General features: G+C 39.8%; 15 protein-coding genes. 12 read left to right on the forward strand and 3 right to left on the reverse strand.

Annotated features, from left to right (window positions below):
- The first annotated feature begins 84 nt into the window (after positions 1-84).
- Together H8S17_RS02175 and H8S17_RS02180 are read left to right on the forward strand one after the other, a co-directional pair.
- Positions 85-855 carry an ABC transporter ATP-binding protein gene (locus H8S17_RS02175; RefSeq protein ID WP_186866034.1) on the forward strand — a complete coding sequence of 257 codons (771 nt, stop codon included), beginning with the start codon at positions 85-87 and terminating at the stop codon, positions 853-855.
- Complete coding sequence (locus H8S17_RS02180) at positions 845-2848, forward strand: ABC transporter permease (RefSeq protein ID WP_186866035.1); 2004 nt, start codon at positions 845-847, stop codon at positions 2846-2848. Before H8S17_RS02175 ends, H8S17_RS02180 begins: the two co-directional genes overlap by 11 nt.
- A gap of 45 nt (positions 2849-2893) precedes the next feature.
- Here the strand turns inward: H8S17_RS02180 and H8S17_RS02185 are convergent, their stop codons facing one another.
- The 3 genes from H8S17_RS02185 to H8S17_RS02195 form a co-directional block, all read right to left on the reverse strand.
- Positions 2894-3955, reverse strand: a complete 1062-nt coding sequence (locus H8S17_RS02185) for a lysylphosphatidylglycerol synthase transmembrane domain-containing protein (RefSeq protein ID WP_186866036.1) — start codon at positions 3953-3955, stop codon at positions 2894-2896.
- Entirely contained in the window at positions 3885-5285 is a 1401-nt protein-coding gene (locus H8S17_RS02190; protein WP_186866037.1) for a radical SAM protein, read from the reverse strand. The genes H8S17_RS02185 and H8S17_RS02190 overlap by 71 nt, the downstream gene beginning before the upstream one ends.
- Positions 5286-5638: 353 nt before the next feature.
- On the reverse strand, positions 5639-6205 hold the full coding sequence (locus H8S17_RS02195) for a TetR/AcrR family transcriptional regulator (RefSeq protein WP_186866038.1): 567 nt from the start codon (positions 6203-6205) through the stop codon (positions 5639-5641).
- 254 nt (positions 6206-6459) lie between these two features.
- On the opposite strand from H8S17_RS02195, the gene H8S17_RS02200 reads away from it, so the two are divergent.
- From H8S17_RS02200 to H8S17_RS02245, 10 genes are all read left to right on the forward strand, one after another.
- Positions 6460-7119, forward strand: coding sequence for an amino acid ABC transporter permease (locus H8S17_RS02200; protein ID WP_186866039.1), 660 nt, complete (start codon positions 6460-6462; stop codon positions 7117-7119).
- On the forward strand, positions 7100-7777 hold the full coding sequence (locus tag H8S17_RS02205; RefSeq protein WP_186866040.1) for an amino acid ABC transporter permease: 678 nt from the start codon (positions 7100-7102) through the stop codon (positions 7775-7777). Before H8S17_RS02200 ends, H8S17_RS02205 begins: the two co-directional genes overlap by 20 nt.
- A 12-nt stretch (positions 7778-7789) precedes the next feature.
- Positions 7790-8548 carry an amino acid ABC transporter ATP-binding protein gene (locus tag H8S17_RS02210; protein WP_207723344.1) on the forward strand — a complete coding sequence of 253 codons (759 nt, stop codon included), beginning with the start codon at positions 7790-7792 and terminating at the stop codon, positions 8546-8548.
- A gap of 28 nt (positions 8549-8576) precedes the next feature.
- On the forward strand, positions 8577-9485 hold the full coding sequence (locus H8S17_RS02215; protein ID WP_186866041.1) for a cysteine ABC transporter substrate-binding protein: 909 nt from the start codon (positions 8577-8579) through the stop codon (positions 9483-9485).
- 125 nt (positions 9486-9610) lie between these two features.
- Positions 9611-11380: a sensor histidine kinase gene (locus H8S17_RS02220; protein ID WP_186866042.1), complete on the forward strand. Its 1770-nt coding sequence runs from the start codon at positions 9611-9613 to the stop codon at positions 11378-11380.
- Between the two features lie 3 nt (positions 11381-11383).
- Positions 11384-12997, forward strand: coding sequence for a response regulator transcription factor (locus H8S17_RS02225; RefSeq protein WP_186866043.1), 1614 nt, complete (start codon positions 11384-11386; stop codon positions 12995-12997).
- Positions 12994-14256 (forward strand): ABC transporter substrate-binding protein, encoded by a 1263-nt coding sequence (locus H8S17_RS02230; RefSeq protein ID WP_186866044.1) that lies wholly within the window; start codon positions 12994-12996, stop codon positions 14254-14256. Before H8S17_RS02225 ends, H8S17_RS02230 begins: the two co-directional genes overlap by 4 nt.
- 111 nt (positions 14257-14367) lie before the next feature.
- Entirely contained in the window at positions 14368-15693 is a 1326-nt protein-coding gene (locus H8S17_RS02235; RefSeq protein WP_186866045.1) for an ABC transporter substrate-binding protein, read from the forward strand.
- Positions 15694-15764: 71 nt separating this feature from the next.
- Positions 15765-16655, forward strand: coding sequence for a carbohydrate ABC transporter permease (locus H8S17_RS02240; protein ID WP_186866046.1), 891 nt, complete (start codon positions 15765-15767; stop codon positions 16653-16655).
- Complete coding sequence (locus tag H8S17_RS02245; protein ID WP_186866047.1) at positions 16655-17527, forward strand: carbohydrate ABC transporter permease; 873 nt, start codon at positions 16655-16657, stop codon at positions 17525-17527. The genes H8S17_RS02240 and H8S17_RS02245 overlap by 1 nt, the downstream gene beginning before the upstream one ends.
- The last annotated feature ends 41 nt before the right edge of the window (positions 17528-17568 follow it).

Consider the following 17568-nt stretch of genomic DNA (forward strand, 5'->3'; position numbering starts at 1 on the left):
GAAAGGGCAGAACATTTCCTTTTTTGTTATGATGTAACCATGAAAGAACAAAACAAAGAGGTTTAGAGAGGAGAACATGGAACAATGGCAATCTTAGAAGTAAATCATGTCAAGAAGATATACAAAACAAGAATGGGAGGAGAAGAAGTCACAGCACTTCGTGATGTGCACTTTACCGTAGAGCCGGGAGAGTTTGTTGCGATCATGGGAGAATCAGGAAGTGGAAAGACAACATTGTTAAATATTTTAGCATGTTTAGACCGTCCGACAGTAGGAAAAGTTCTGATCGAAGGAAAAGATTATACAACACTAAAAGATAATGAACGTGCAGTATTCAGGAGAGAGAACTTAGGATTTATCTTTCAGGACTTTAACTTATTAGATAATTTTTCAATCGAAGATAATATCAAGCTGCCGCTCGTATTAGCAGGCGAATCCCCGGATGACATGGATAAAAAAGTCAGAATCGTAGCAGAACAGCTAGGCATTGCAGAATTATTAAAAAAATATCCATACGAAGTATCGGGAGGACAGAAACAGAGAACAGCAGTAGCCAGGGCGATCATTTCTGATCCGAAGATGTTATTTGCCGATGAACCGACCGGAGCCTTAGATTCCAAATCATCGACAAACCTGTTAAAACAGCTTCGTAAGATCAATGAAAATGGACAAACGATCCTGATGGTAACCCATAGTAATGTAGCTGCAAGTTATGCTGATCGGATCATGTTTATCAAAGACGGAGAAGTATTCCATCAGCTTTACAGAGGTACGATGACAAGAGCAAAACTGCTCGATAAGATCTGCGATTCCGTTACAGTACTGATGAGAGGGGGCGATGAGAGTGAATCATAAGCTTCTCACAAAATTCGTCCTTTCAGGTATGCAGAAAAATAAGAAAACGTTAGTACCGTTTCTTGTTGCAGGAACGTTTACCGTAATGATCTTTTATATCTTAACATCATTAGCATACTGCCCATATATCTATATGGATGGCAAAGAAGCTTTTTATGGGGCACAGACCATTGCGATCATGTTAAACTTAAGCAGCCAGATCACAGTTGTTTTTGCAGCACTTTTCATTTTTTATGCAAATCAGTTTATGATCCGTGGACGTAAAAAAGAGATGGCATTGTATGGCGTACTTGGAATGTCAAAAAGAAATATCACAACGATTATGGTAATGGAAAGCGTGATCCATGCATGTGTCTGTATCGGAATGGGACTGATATGTGGTACATTTTTAAATAAACTGATGCTGTTAGTATTATATAAGATCATTCATCAGCCGTCAGTAGATGGAATGTTATTTTCCATGATCGCTTTTAAAAAGACACTGCTTGTTTTTGTTGTTATCTATGCAGTTTGTCTGATCTATAATGTCAGCTCTATCCGTGTTGGAAATCCGATGGAATTATTACGGAGTGATAAGACTGGTGAAAAAGAGCCGAAGATCAAGATATTATCATTTGTGATCGGAATCGTGACATTAGCCGCAGGTTATTATCTGGCTCTGACAACGAACAGCACTTTTGATGCGATCAATATCCTGTTTGTCAGTATCCTGCTTGTCATTATTGCAACTTACTGCCTGTTTATTGCAGGAAGTATATTCATTTTGAAAGTATTAAAAAAGAACCGGAAATTTTATCTTAAAACAAAAAACTTTATCAGCGTATCCAACCTGATGTTTCGAATGAAACATAATGCGGCAGGTCTTGCGTCAATCTGTATTTTATCTACAGGTGTTATGCTGCTCTTAGCTTGTGGTTCCTCTCTTATGATGTTAGGAGAGAAAAATATCAGTGATCTGTATCCAACGGATATTAAACTCGTTACAGAGGATGCCGCACAGGCAGATGAAACTGCATATAAGAATACAGTCAGGGATGCAGCAGACGCTGTAGGTACGACATGTGCCGATCTTATATACCGGAAATATGATACAGTATTTGCAAAGAAAACAGATTCTGGATTCTCTTATACAGATGCAAATGCCATGATGCAGATTTCAGATTGTGCAGATATGTATCTGGTATCTTTAGAGAATTATAATCATTATACAAATAAAGACATCCACTTATCGGAAAATGAAGTATTGTTATATGATTCTAATGCTTCCGTAAAAAGCCGGAAATCACTTGCATTATTTGGAACCACTTACCAGATTGCAGGAGAAGTAGATTATAAGACCATGTATTATATACTTGATGCAAGTATGACACTGTTTGACAGAGTGATCCTTGTATTTCCGGAACAGTCACAGATCGATCAGATCATGGGAAAAAATAGTAACCAGCAGCGTAATCGTATTTATCTTGGGTGTAATACAAAAGATACATTGACGCAGGAGGAGATGGATAAATTTGAAACGGTTATCTTAAAGAGGTTGCCGGATGCAGAATTGCATTTTAAAAGTATGGACGAGAAGTTCTTTTATAATCTGTATGGCGGTGCATTTTTTGTAGGTATCTTTTTAGCAGTCCTGTTTTTGATGGCAACGGTGATGATCATTTATTATAAACAGATGTCAGAAGGATATGAAGACCAGAAGAGATTTGAGATTCTTGCAAAAGTCGGATTGACCGAAAAAGAGGCAAAACGTTCGATCAAAAGACAGGTCATGATATTGTTTTTCCTGCCGGTAGCTGTAGCAATGCTGCATATCATAGTGGCAAGTAAGATCATCTGTCTGTTTTTAAAGATGGTATTGATCATGGATATGTTTACATTTGGCATGTCACTGCTTGTTGTGTGCATCATTTTCTTTATCGTGTATGCACTTGTGTATAAGGTGACATCCCATCAGTATTACCAGATCGTATATGGCAGAATGAGGGATAGATAAGGGAGAGAGAGTATGCGTAAATTGATCGGAGTTTTTGTAGACGGCCTATACGGATTTTTTAGCTGGCGAAGCATGAAAGAGCGACAAAATTCCTCCGATCACGAACGGAACGATCCATATCATCAGCCGGAATACTAAGATAGCCGGAACAGCCGTACTTTCCTTGGCAAAACGGGTAAAGAACAGTAAAAAGACAAATTCTAAGGAGCCGATACCCGAAGGTGCAGGCAGGACACCGGCAAGCATATAGGAGATTGCCATTAACATAATGCCCTCCGTTACAGAGAGCGTACACTGTCCGATCAGAACATAGGCAGGGATCGCATAGATCGCAAAAAATTTAAACAGGTTTAATAATATGATCACAAGAAAACGCAGTTTATGTGTCAGAACTTCCTTGCCGGCAGCATTTAAAAGGATCAGGTTTTCAGAGAGTTTTTCTAACTTCTCCTGATATTTTACAAATTTATTTCCGATACGCTCTAAGATGCGTAAAAACAGATTTTTGACAGCATCTGATAATGTGACGATCAAAAGTGCGGCAACGATCAGGATCGTAACGACACAGCCGCCTGCCATCGCACCGTAATAGCTGTGCAGCACTTCTTTTGTGACCGGACGCTGTAAGAGAAAGAAAAATCCGATCACGCCAAAAGTCATAATACCGATCTTTTTCATCACAAACTGTAACATGGAGATCCCGATTCCATTCGGATAAGACACTCCGCCTTTTTGCAGATAATACAATTCAGCAATGCCGGCACCGCTGCCAAGCGTCAAAAGACGGTAAAATTCACAGATATAAGCAGTCGATACTCCATTATAAAAATGAAAAGATGCAGAAAAGGGCTTAGCCATGATCGTTATGATAAGCCCTTCTGTAATAAAATAAACAAAAGAAAATAAAAAAGTAACACAAATCGTTTTTGCGGACAAAGCTTTGACACCCTCGAAGATATCATGCAGGGAATCCCTGTAGAAATAGAGGGCGGCAAAAAGCATCAGAAGAAGGATCAGCCATTTGATGATGGAAGATCTATTCTTTTTGTTTGTAGTTTTCGTATGCGTGCTTAATGTGTTTGGATTCTTTCCATAATTGATCTGCACTAACTGCCCACTCCTTTGCATATGCATGGCATTTTTCACATAAATGTTCTGCACTTTCCGGTGATTGTAGATCGGTAGACTTTGCACCGGTTTTTGCAACCATTCTCTGAAGAATTTCAGGGTTTTCTAACATCGGGCAAGGTCTTAAGTGGTTCTCATTGAATGGCTGGTTGTTGTAATATTCCATAAATAATGGCTGTTTTAAACATTCTAACAGTGTATTGGTACGGATATTTGCACCCGAATAGTGGATAAATACACAAGGTTCTGCATCACCATTGGCATTGATATGGAAATAGTTCCTGCCACCTGCGATACAGCCGCCGACAAATTCACCGTCGTTCTGGAAATCCATCGTAAACAGACCTTTGCCATGTTTCATATCACGTATTTCACGGACTCTTTTATAGATATATTTCCGCTGGCTGACGGAAGGGAGAAGGCTGACATCAGCATCATTTCCCACCGGCATATAATGAAAGTATAATGCATAACGGCATCCATTTTCAATAATAAGATCGATAAATTCATCACTGGTTACTGTTTCAATGTTCTTAGAAGTATAACAGATAGAAGTACCGAAAATCAATCCATGCTGCTTTAATAAAGTCATGGCATCCATCACTTTTGCAAAGACACCTTCACCACGACGAAGATCGTTTACTTCTGAAAATCCCTCTAAGCTGATCGCAAGATAGAGATTTCCTGCTTTCTGCATCTGTTTACAGAATTCTTCGTCGACTAATGTACCGTTTGTAAATGCTAAAAATGCACAGTCTTTATGTTTTTCACAGAGCTTTATCAGATCTGCTTTGCGGACAAGCGGTTCGCCGCCGGTAAACATATACAGATAAGTACCGAGTTCTTTTCCCTGCGTAACAACATGATCCATTTCTTCCAAAGATAAGTTTAAGCGGTTGCCGTATTCTGCTGCCCAACAGCCGGTACAGTGCAGGTTACAGGCACTTGTCGGGTCCATTAAGATCAGCCACGGAATGTTGCAATGATGAATGGTACGCATTTTACGGATCGTTTTTGTGCCGTAAAAGAATGCTTCATAACCAAGGTTTAATGCAGTAGTCTTAAGTACATGAGGATCAATTTCATCTAAAAGCCGGTTCGTGTATTTATTTAAGGTACAGTCTTTATCGCAAAACATTTCCCGTACGGTGTCGTAGTTGATATCTAACTTCTCACCGCTCATATATTTTTCCATTAAATCTACTAATTTTATGATACCTTCTTCTCTGTTTTTCTTAACATCGCGAAGTATGGCATCAATTCCTGTTGAAAATGCAAGCCTTCCTGCTGCATGTGTCATTGTGTTCATAATAAACTCCTTTTTGATGTGTTTTTTACAGATAATTCTATATAATCTATGAAATTACTATATGATATACGAATTGCTCCGTTGCTTTGCAACTCACGCAATTCTACACCCATTCGGAATCCGTTCATTTTCCAGGGAAAATGACTACTTCCTCATGTGTGTTCGGGGCAGTAAAGCATAACTTTTATCCTGCAAGCAGGAACAAGTTATGATTTTTGCCCCTTGTATCATTCTATATAGTATATAAACCTTTTCATCATTTTAAAACGGACAAAAAAAGAACAATGCAGAAAAATCATACATTGTCCGTAGTTTGCCCAAAAACTAAGCATTATTACAAAAGTGTCTGAAGATCAGACTTTATCACAAACAGAAGTATCTCTTAATGCGACCGGCAGGGTGCTTTCTAATACAACTGCGATCTTTTTTAGAAATTCCACGGAATCCGTCTGTGAACTTCCTTTGATCCAGTCTAAGATAATGCCGACAAGCGAATGTGCATAAAAATCGCACACAAATTCAATATCGGTATCAATCAGCTGCTGACGGTCAATCTCTGATCTTGCAAAATTTTTCACCAGATTCTTAGAGATCGTAAACAGATAGTTATCTAACACGTCACGGCTTTTAGAATAGTAGATATGTGCGATCGCAGTTTTATTTTCAACTGCTAAAAGTGCAACCCGGTGCAGTTCATCATAAAAGGTATCATAATGCGTTTCATCATTGATCACACGGTTGATCTCGATGGCAAATACATCATCAATAAGATCATAGATATCCTTATAATAATAGTAGAAAGTATTCCGGTTGACACCGCAGGTATCTACGATATCTTTGACGGTGATCTTATCAAGGGAATATTTGTTTAAAAGTTCTAAGAAAGTTACTATGATCGCTTTTTTGGTAAAGTGTGCCAAGGTTCTTTCCTCTTTTCTTTTGTTTTCCATAACTGTCAGATGTTTTTGCAGTTACGATGTTACCTTGTATAACTATATCTGAAAAATGCTAGACCGTCAATGAAAGCGTTATAACAAAAAACTATAACTAAGTATAAAAAAGGCATATAAACAAATATCGAAAGTAGAATTGACAAGAAAATAGAAAGGGTGTATAGTACACATCATAGTATTCCTATTGAAATACTATGAATAAGAAATATTCGGAGGAAATCATGGATTTAGAATTTATATCCTCACATATACCCATGTATGTAGAGGCAGCAGGATTGACTGTTCGCATTGCCATATATGGGATCATCGGTGCATTGATCGTCGGATTGATCTGCAGCCTGATCAAAGAATTAAAACTTCCGGTCTTAAAAGAGATTGTACAGATCTATATTGAGCTATCGAGAAATACACCATTACTGATACAGTTATTTTTCCTGTATTTCGGACTGCCGAAGTTAGGCATTGTATTAAGCTCAAAAGCCTGTGCGACCGCCGGTCTGATCTTTTTAGGCGGCAGCTATATGGCAGAAGGATTCCGTACAGGAATTGACAGTGTTCCACAGATACAAAGAGAAAGTGCATACAGTTTAGGACTCACCAGAGAACAGACATTTTTCAGGATCATACTTCCGCAGGCGGTTGCAACGAGTGTTCCGGTATTCTGTGCGAATATGATCTTTCTGATCAAAGAAACTTCCGTATTCAGTGCAGTTGCATTAGCAGACCTGATGTATGTGACAAAGGATCTGATCGGACTTTACTATAATACAGACGAAGCATTACTGATGTTAGTCATTGCTTATCTGATCATTTTACTGCCGATATCGTTAGTAACATCATGGTTGGAAAGGAGAGTGCGGTATGCAGGATTTGGGAATTGAAGTTCTGTTTAAAGGAAATAACTTTATCAGACTTTTAGCAGGTCTTTGGGTTTCCGTCAGATTAGCACTGATCGCAATGGTCTTTTCCATATTATTAGGCTTTCTCCTTGGAATGATCATGACCTCGAAAAACCGCATCGTCCGTCTGATATGCAGGATCTATTTAGAGATCGTGCGGATCATGCCGCAACTGGTATTGTTATTTTTAGTTTATTTTGGAGCAGCAAAACATTTAGGAATCAACATTTCCGGTGAGATCGCAGGAGTGATCGTATTTACCTTCTGGGGCACCGCAGAGATGGGAGATTTAGTCAGAAGCGCATTGATCGCAGTTCCAAAGCATCAGTATGAAAGTGCTTACAGCTTAGGACTGAACAAAACACAGGTATATTTACAGATCATTCTTCCACAGACGATCAGAAGGCTCTTACCTTCCGCAGTCAATCTTCTGACACGTATGATAAAGACAACATCGTTAGTAGTATTGATCGGTGTGGTAGAAGTGGTAAAAGTCGGCAAACAGATCATTGATGCCTCACGTTACCAGAATCCGAATGCAGCACTTTCCATTTACGGAGTGATCTTCTTACTGTATTTTGCAGTATGTTTCCCAATCTCCAAATTATCTGCTGCATTAGAGAAAAAATTACAAAGTTAGGAGAATCAAATCATGGCAGAAACAATTTTAGAAGTATCGAAGCTGACAAAATCCTTCGATGGAGGTTCTGCAGTTTTAAATGAGATTAATTTTTCCATAAAAAAAGGAGAAGTAGTCGTTGTCGTAGGTTCGTCAGGCTGTGGAAAGAGCACATTTCTTAGATGTTTGAATTTCTTAGAGCAGATTGATAGTGGAGAGATCTTATTAGATGGTAAAAAAATAGATATCAGTGCAAAAGCACTTCCAAAATACAGGGAAAAAATAGGAATGGTATTCCAGAGTTATGAACTGTTCCCACACAAGACTGTATTAGAAAATGTCATGTTAGCACCGCTTCTTGTGCAGAAACGTAACAAAGCAGAAGTAAAGGCAGAAGCAGAAAAGTTATTAGCAAGAGTCGGTGTTGCAGAAAAGAAAGATATGTACCCAAGACAGCTTTCCGGTGGACAGAAGCAGCGTGTAGCGATTGTAAGATCATTGATCATGCATCCGGAAGTCCTGCTGTTAGATGAGATCACAGCAGCCCTTGATCCTGAAATGGTACGGGAAGTATTACAGGTTGTTTTAGAACTTGCAAAAGAAGGCATGACCATGTTGATCGTCACCCATGAAATGGATTTTGCAAAAGCAGTTGCAGACCGTGTGATTTTTTTAGATCAGGGAGAGATCATAGAAGAAGAACCGCCGGAAATATTCTTTGGGGAACCAAAGACCGAGCGTGCAAAGAGATTTCTAAACACCTTCCATTATGAGGCGTTAGAAGATAAATAAGAATAAAAAAGAAAAGAGGAAAAACATTATGAAAAAGAGAATTTTAGGTGTCATTTTAGCAGTTACAGTATTAGCCGGTGTATTTGCAGGCTGCGGCAGCACATCAGCAGACAGCACAGATGCAGCAAATACAACAGCAGGCAGTGAAGCAGTTGCAGAAGATGCAGGTAAGAGGGCACAGGCAAGAACTTTAGATGAGATCAAAGAAGACGGTAAGATCAGGATCGGTGTCTTCAGTGATAAAAACCCTTTTGGTTATGTAGATGAAAATGGAGAAGTGCAGGGGTATGATGTATACTTTGCAAAACGGATCGGAAAAGATCTGTTAGGAAGTGATGATGCTGTGGAATTTGTTTATGTAGAAGCAGCAAACCGTGTAGAATACTTAGAGTCCGCAAAAGTAGATATCATTTTAGCAAACTTCACGGTTACAGATGAAAGGGCAGAAAAAGTAGACTTTGCGCTTCCGTACATGAAAGTATCACTTGGTATCGTATCACCGGATGCTAATGAGATCACAGATGTAGAGCAGTTAAACGGTAAGACACTGATCGTTGTAAAAGGTACAACAGCAGAAACATACTTCGGTGAAAATTATCCGGACATTAACCTGTTAAAATTTGACGAATATCAGGAAGCATACGATGCACTCTTAGACGGCAGGGGAGATGCATTCTCTACAGACAATACAGAAGTATTAGCATGGGCACTCCAGAATCCGGGATTTACTGTAGGTGTGGAATCTGTAGGTAGTGCAGATTCCATCGCACCGGCAGTACAGAAAGGCAATACAGATTTATTAAACTGGATCGACGACGAGATCAAAGGACTTGCAGACGAAGAATTTTTCCACAAAGACTTTGAAGAAACTTTAGCACCTGTTTATGGTGAAAGTGTAGACGCAGAAAACCTTGTTGTAGAAGGTGGAGAGTTGTAAAAAAAGTAACAAAAAAGTCCAACTTCCATTGCAAAAAAGTACAATATACAAAAATATAGTAAGATGATAAGATAGGGATAACAGAAGAAAACTGCTGTTCCTATCTTTTTTATATGGAGGAGTTTATGAAACGTACATGGAGGATGCATACAAAGATACTGTTGTTATGTTTAGGGGTTACATTTTCAGCACTGATCTTACAGATGATACTGTTTGAATTAAGTTCGTCGAAGATGATCTATAAGCAGGCAAAAAATGAGAGCTTTCACTCTTTAGAAAATATGCAGGAAGATGTCTTTGATCTGATCAAAAGGATCGAAAAGGTACTGATCGAGAGTTATAATGAAAGAGAATTTATGCACGACTTAAAAGAAAAAACGGATATTGAAGTCCTGCGTGAAAAATATCCGAGAGAAGCCTATAATTTAGCAACGAGCCATTTTGAAACGACAGATGGTGTAGTCGCATTGTATCTGTATAACATGGAAAATGAGATCATCAGTACCTACAGACGGGCAGTCACGCCAAAGCATAATTATCCGTTAGATATTTATGAAACGGATAAAGATTACCATGCAGATGTGGTAAAAGAATATGTGGCATCTGAGAGAACCGATATGATGATATCTTCTTATTATAATACAGCAAGGGAAAAAGAGATTCTGCGTTTTGTACTCAAATTTTATAGCAATGGCAATTCAAGAAATACGATTGGCTATGTGGTATGTGATGTAGACAGCAAGACACTTCTTGAGATTATGAAAAAATACTGCAGCAGCGAAGATATGTATCTGTGGTTTCAGCCGATGGGAGATCGTCCGGCAGTCAGTTATGGAACGATCGATGCGAATGAAAAAGCTGTCTTAGAAGAATTTCAAAAGAGCATCAGTGCCGGCAGGCAGGGGGATAAAAAAACGATCGAGTCCGGCAGCCGCGTCTTTTTTCAAGTAGAGCAGGATAAATATAATTTTGGGGCATATTCCCTAATGCCACAGGAGATGTTCTATGAGAACCAGAAGATCCTAGCGAGCAATTTAGCATTGATCTTAATTGCCATGTTTGCAGCGGCAATGGCAGTTGCCTATTTTGTTACAAAGACACTGACCAGACCGTTAGAAGAAATGACAGATACGGCCAAGAAGATCAAAGAGGGCGACACCAGACTCAGGATGAAGGTCTTAAAAGAAGATGAGATCGGAATATTAGGGCAGAACTTCAATGAGATGCTTGATACGATCGAAGAACTGATCGGCAGGGAATATAAGACAAAACTGCTGTTAAATAAGGCAGAATATAATGCTCTACAGGCACAGATCAATCCGCATTTTCTCTATAATACGCTAGATACGATGGGAAGTATTGCACAGATGCAGAACTGCAGGCAGGTCGAAGCACTCTGTCAGTCTTTATCGAATATTTTCCGTTACAGTTTAGATATGAAGCATCCGCTATCTACGATCGCAAAAGAAATGACGCATTTAAAGAATTATATCTATGTCATGGACGTACGGATGCAGGATCATGTCAATTATGTATTTGACATTGCAGAGGAGGTTTTAAAAGCAGAGATTCCAAGGCTTTCGATCCAGCCGCTTGCGGAAAATGCATTAAATCATGGTTTGAGAAACAGCAGAAGGGAGAAATGTATCTGTATCAGGGCAAAAGCCATCGGGGAGGAGATGGAGATCACGGTAGAAGACAATGGTGTGGGTATGCCGGAGGAGAAAGTCAAAAGCCTCTTAGAAACAGAAAGTGTAAGATCGATCGGAATATATAATATACATATGCGTATGAAGATGTTGTATGGGGAAGAATATGGTATTAAGATCAGCAGCAAAGAAGGAGAAGGAACCTGCGTGACATTAAAGATTCCGCAGAATGTAAAAGAGGAATAAGCTATGGAGAAGTTTAAGATACTGATTGCAGATGATGAATACTGGACAAGGGAAAAATTAAGAACGATGATCGACTGGGAAAGCTATGGACTGACACTGTTAGAACCGGCACAGGACGGGGAAGAAGTGCTAAGCAGAATGGAGACAGAGCGTCCCGACATACTGATCACAGACATTAACATGCCATTTTTAACCGGAGTTGACCTGCTGCGTAAGATACAGGAGGAATATCCCGATACCATTCCATTTGTGATCAGCGGCTATGATGATTTTGAGTATGTCAAAGAATCCTTTTTAGCCGGATCGATCAATTATCTGGTAAAACCAGTCAGCCGCATCGACCTTGTCAATGCGATCGTAAAAGCGCTTGATATCGTCGCACAGCGTAACAGGGAGCAGAGAGAAAAAGAAAATGAAAGAGAAATGCTGTTAAGGGCATCTTCACTGATACAGGATCGAGAATTTTCCCAGTTATTAGAACAGCGGGAAATGGCACTGACACCGGATATCACAATGAACAGCAAAGTGGATTTTACAGGGGCAAAACTGTTGTTGATAAAGTTCCATGATATGTCCGGTATCGCAGAAACCTATGGTTATGACAGAAACCGTCTGTCTTTGCATTTAAAAGAAGTGATCCGTGAATATATGCATTTAGAAGACGTTGTGATCTTTAACCATATTTACCGCTCAAATGAGTTTATCCTGATGTCAGAAGCGGAGAGCAGGCTGTTACTCACGAAAGCAAAGGCATTATCAGAAGAATTAAAGCAGATCACAACTTCACCGGTATCTATGGTATTAAATGAAAATACCTGTTCGATGGATAATATCTATCAGGCATATGTACAGGCAGTCGCACTCCTTATGACGCGTGAGTATACGAAAGAGAGTGTCGTATTATCGACCGGAACAAAAGAGAACCAGATGGGAAACGTCAAGAGCCGCATATCCGAATCGCAGATGCAGGAACTTCGGACACTGTTAAAATCAGGCAATAAAGATGCCATCAAAAAGATGTTATTTGAACAGGTGGGAATGAGTCACTGTGACAGTGGGCACTGGCAGTATTTAGAAGTGAAACAGACCTTGCGGCGGATCGTCAGTACATGGGAAGAATGTATGGCAGGAAAAGCAGACAAAAAACAGCCGGTAGAATATGAGGGCATGGTAGAAGCTGCCGATAAAGCAGTAGAAACCTTAGATACGGCATATCTGTGTGAAGTATTAGAAGATATGATCGAATTAGCAGCGGATGCAGCTACTGAAGGCAGCAGTGAGAATACGAAAGAGATCGTCCGTCAGGCAGCCGCATATATCGATACCTATTATTATGAACCGCTGACGCTTTCAGGACTTTCCGAACGGTATCATGTGGAAAATTCTTATTTTTCAAAAGTATTTAGAAAAGAGATGGGAGAGAATCTGATCCATTATCTGTCGAGGACGAGAATAGAAAAAGCAATCGGATATATGCAGCAGGGCAGTACCAATCTTGCCGAGATCGCATTCATGGTCGGATATGATGACTATACCTATTTCAACAAAGTTTTTCGTAAAATGATGGGCGTAGGGCCAAGGGAATACCGTCAGAATATGAAAGAGGATGGCGTATGAAAAGAGCAGGGAGTATCGTTTTTATGGCAGGCATCATATGTATGATGTCAGCCTGCGGAAATTTATACAGTCAGAGTAACGAAGAAACGGAAGATATCTGCTTATCCGTACTCGCAGGACAGTCCACACCGGATGCAGGGATAGAAGATATGATCGATGAAAAAGTAGCAGAGATCTTACCGAATGTCCGTTTAGAGTGGGAATGTGTAGACTGGGGAGATAATTTTGATGCGGAATTAAATGCCAGATTTGCAGCAGGCGATATACCGGATATCATTATCGGAAAAGCACAGGATGTAACGCATAATTATCTGACCGGCAACATTGCTCCGATCGCACCGGAATTGTTAGAAGATATTGAAGATACGGCAAAAGATACCGTGACGATCGATGGAACTGCCTATGGGATTCCTTACAATTTGTGGTATCAGGGAGTCATTTATAATAAGGAAATCTTTAAGCAGTATGGACTAGGCGTTCCAAAGACAAGAGAAGAATTAGATAACATTGTAGAAGTGTTAAAAGCAAATGGTGTTGTGCCTTTCGCTTCACATTTTCAGGAAAATTGGTCAGCCGGAAATATGACGATGCAGTTTATGCTCAATGACATTTTTGCCAAAGATGCAACATGGGGAGATGCATTTAGAAGTGGCAGGGAGAACTTTTTGGGAAACGAAGTGGCAGCGTCCTGTATGGAGTGCAGCAGATATGTGTTAGAGAACAGTTTTGAAGATGCACTCGCAGTCGATCAGGCAGTTTGCGACAACCGTTTTGACAATGGAGAAGCTGCGATGTATGTGACCGGGACATGGTCATTACAGTTTGCCAATCAATATGAAAAATCGGATACCTATGGAATCTTTCCATATCCGAACCTGACCGGAGATGCAAAATTAATACGCGAAACGAATATGACATTTATGAAAAGTGCGGATACACAATATCCGGATGAGATCGATCAGATTTTTCAGATGCTTTTATCCGATGAAGAACTGATGGGAGAGATCTTAAATTATACGCAGACATTCAGTGTCAAAAAAGGATATACCGCAGATTCTCAAAGCCCGCTTTTAAAAGACATCAAAGCCTATGAGGACAGCGGGCAGATGATCGAAGCAACCGTCGGAAATACACAGCTTATCTGGTTTTTTCAGAATGATGTTGCAGAGCAGGAATTATTGTGGTTACAGAAAAAACAGACATTAGAAGATGTACTTACCTATGCGGATGAGCACCGCAGCGAGAGTATGACAGAGTAAAAGTTGGTCAAAAAAGACCAACTTTTTTTTGCAAGAAAGTCCTAATGGCAGTAAGTATGCACAGACTATAATAAGCCTATCAAAAAGATGATCAAAGGAGGAAGTTTTACAATGAGAAGGAAAGTAGTAAGTGCAATGTTACTGTTATCGATGATGGCAGGATTATTTGCAGGATGTGGCAGCAGCACAAGTGAGAGTACAGGTGGAAATACCGGTACGGCAAAAGAGGAAGGCACAGAAGCATCGGATAGTTCAGATGATGCAGGAGATGAAGTGACACTTACCGTATTAGCAGGACAGTCCACAACAGATGCAGGAATCGAAGATATGATCGATGAAGCATTAGCTGAGAAATATCCTGAAGTAACCTTAGAGTGGGAATGTGTAGACTGGGGAAATGATTTCCAGCCGAAGATGCAGCAGTATATGCAGTCAGGACTGCCGGATATTATGATCGGAAAAGCACAGGACGTTGCTACTTATGCACCGCTTGGCGTACTTGGCACGATTGATGATACATATCTTGACAAAGGTTTAGATGCGGCAAGAGAAAACGTTACGATCGATGGAAGTACCTATGGACTTGTATATAACGCATTATATCAGGGCGTGTATTACAACAAGACCATGTTTAAAGAAAATGGCTGGGAGATTCCAAAGACCATGGACGATCTGCAGAAGATCATTGATGACTGTAATGCAAAAGGAATCACACCATTTGCAAGCCATATGGTAGATACATGGTCGATCGGTAATGTCACGATGCAGTTTATGATGAATGATGTATTTAATCATACACCAGACTGGGGCGATCAGTTCCGTGATGGAAAAGTATCATTCTCAGAAGATAAAAATATGCAGACTGCATATCAGTATAACAAACTGATTTTTGACAATACATTCCCGGAAACCTTCTCTACAGAGCAGACAGATTGTGATGCAAAGATGGTATTAGGAGAAGCAGCTATGAAAGTATCCGGTTCATGGTCGATCCAGAACTTCTTAGATATTGATGAGAATTTTGACTTTGGTATCTTCCCATTCCCGAACCAGACAGGAGATTCCAAACTGATCTTTGAGCCGAATATCACAGTTATGACAAGTGCGGCAACCAAACATCAGGATGCGATCGATAAAGTATTAGACGTATTGACATCAGATACAGAATTAGCAACAGAGATCTATGATTATACAAAGACAGCTTCTATGTTAAAAGATGTATCACCGACATTTGAAAACCCAAGTCAGGAAGATATTGATAAATATGCAGCATCAGGAGATATCGTAGACGTAACACTTGGAAATAACCAGTTAGTATGGGGTGGATTTCAGGAAGAAAATGCAAAATATATTGCATCATGGCTTCAGGGTGAGATCAGTTTTGAAGATGCATTAAAAGCATCTGATGATCGTGTAGGAGCAAGTAAAGCAAACTAAGATCTGTACAACATGGAGGCTGCCTGAATTTCTGGCAGCCTCATATCACTAGCTGATAGGAGGACTTCAGGATGAAAGAAAAGCGGTATCTTGGAATGGAGAAAAAATTGGCACGACAGTATTTTATACTGATAGTACCGGGATTTTTGATCTTTACCGTAGGGCTTATCATTCCATTGTTTTTATCATTCCGGTATTCACTGACAGACTGGGATGGTATGTCTGCGAATATGAAGTTTATAGGACTGAAAAATTATATTGATTTATTCCATGATAAGGAATTTATCGAGTCATGGTGGTTTACGGTGAAATTTACGATCGGCAATACGATCATACAGAATATCTGTGCGCTGTTATTTGCAGTCGCATTAGACAGCGGGATCAAAGCACAGAAATTTTATCGGGCAGCATTTTTTATCCCATGTCTGATCAGTGCGGTCATCGTCGGATTTGTATGGCTGAAAATGTATTCGAATGTACTGCCAGCGATCAATCAGTGGCTTGGCACAAATTTTAACTTTATGTTATTTGGAAATGCAAAGACGGTATTAGGAGGACTTCTGATCGCAAATAACTGGCAGTGGATCGGTTACTGGATGCTGATTTATTTAGCGGGATTACAGTCTGTTCCGGCAGAATTATATGAAGCTGCACGCGTGGATGGGGCAGGACCAGTCAAGCGTTTCTTTCATGTGACAATCCCGATGTTAGCACCGGCAATTACGATCTGTGTCGTAGGAATTACGACAGGTTCCTTAAAAGTTTATGATCTGCTCATCTCATCAACTAAGGGCGGTCCGGGAAGAGCGTCTACATCTATCATCTATCAGACCTATACAACAGCGATCAATGGCAGACAGTATGGATATGGTTCTGCAATGACAGTAACACTTGTACTGATGCTGCTTTTAGTTGCACTGATTCAGGTCAAAGGATTAAAGAACAAGGAGGTACAGGCATAATGGCAGTTTTAAAACGTAAAAAGAAACAGGATGACATCACAGCAGCACCTTATACAAAGGCAACGTTTGTGACACAGATCATTATGACCATACTTGCAATTTTGTTCTTATCTCCGTTGGCGATCATTTTAAATTACTCTTTTAAAACAAAAAGAGAGTTGTATTTAAACAGTCCGTTATCTTTGCCGGAAGCATTACAGTTTGGAAATTATGTCAAAGCGTTCGAGAAGTTAAATATGCAGACAACATTTCTAAATACATTATTTTACACAGCAGCAAGTGTTCTGATCTTAGCACTCTTATGTGGAACGACTGCATGGGCGATCGCAAGAGGAAAAGGAAAATTTTTCAAGTTTGCCTATATCTATTTTATCATTGGAATACTGATTCCATATCAGGCATTATTTTTACCGATCTATACGATCGGCTATAAGTTAAACCTGACAAATACCAGACATGGGATCATTTTTATGTATGTGGCAACAGGAATCTCATTTGGGGTATTTTTGATGAACAGTTTTATGAGTACGGTTCCGTTAGAATTAGAAGAATCTGCAAGAATCGATGGCTGTTCCGTATTCCGCACCTATTTTTCCGTGGTACTTCCACTGTTAAAACCGGCAATGGCAACACTGATCATCATGCAGTCTTTCCAGATCTGGAATGACTATCTTTTGGCTAGTCTGTATGTGAGCAAGAAGCAGTTAAAGACATTGACGGTAGCCATTCAGTCACTTTTTTCTGCACAGACAAGTGATTATACAACAGCCATGGCAGCAATCGTCATATCGGTACTGCCGATCGCTATTTTATTCTTATCTTTGCAGAAATATTTCATAAAAGGAATGACAGTAGGGGCTGTGAAAGGGTAAAATAAGGACAGGGGTAAGATCAGCAATCAAATAGGAGGTTT

It is taken from the genome of Roseburia zhanii (genome assembly GCF_014287635.1).
Taxonomy (GTDB): Bacteria; Bacillota; Clostridia; order Lachnospirales; family Lachnospiraceae; genus Roseburia_B; species Roseburia_B zhanii.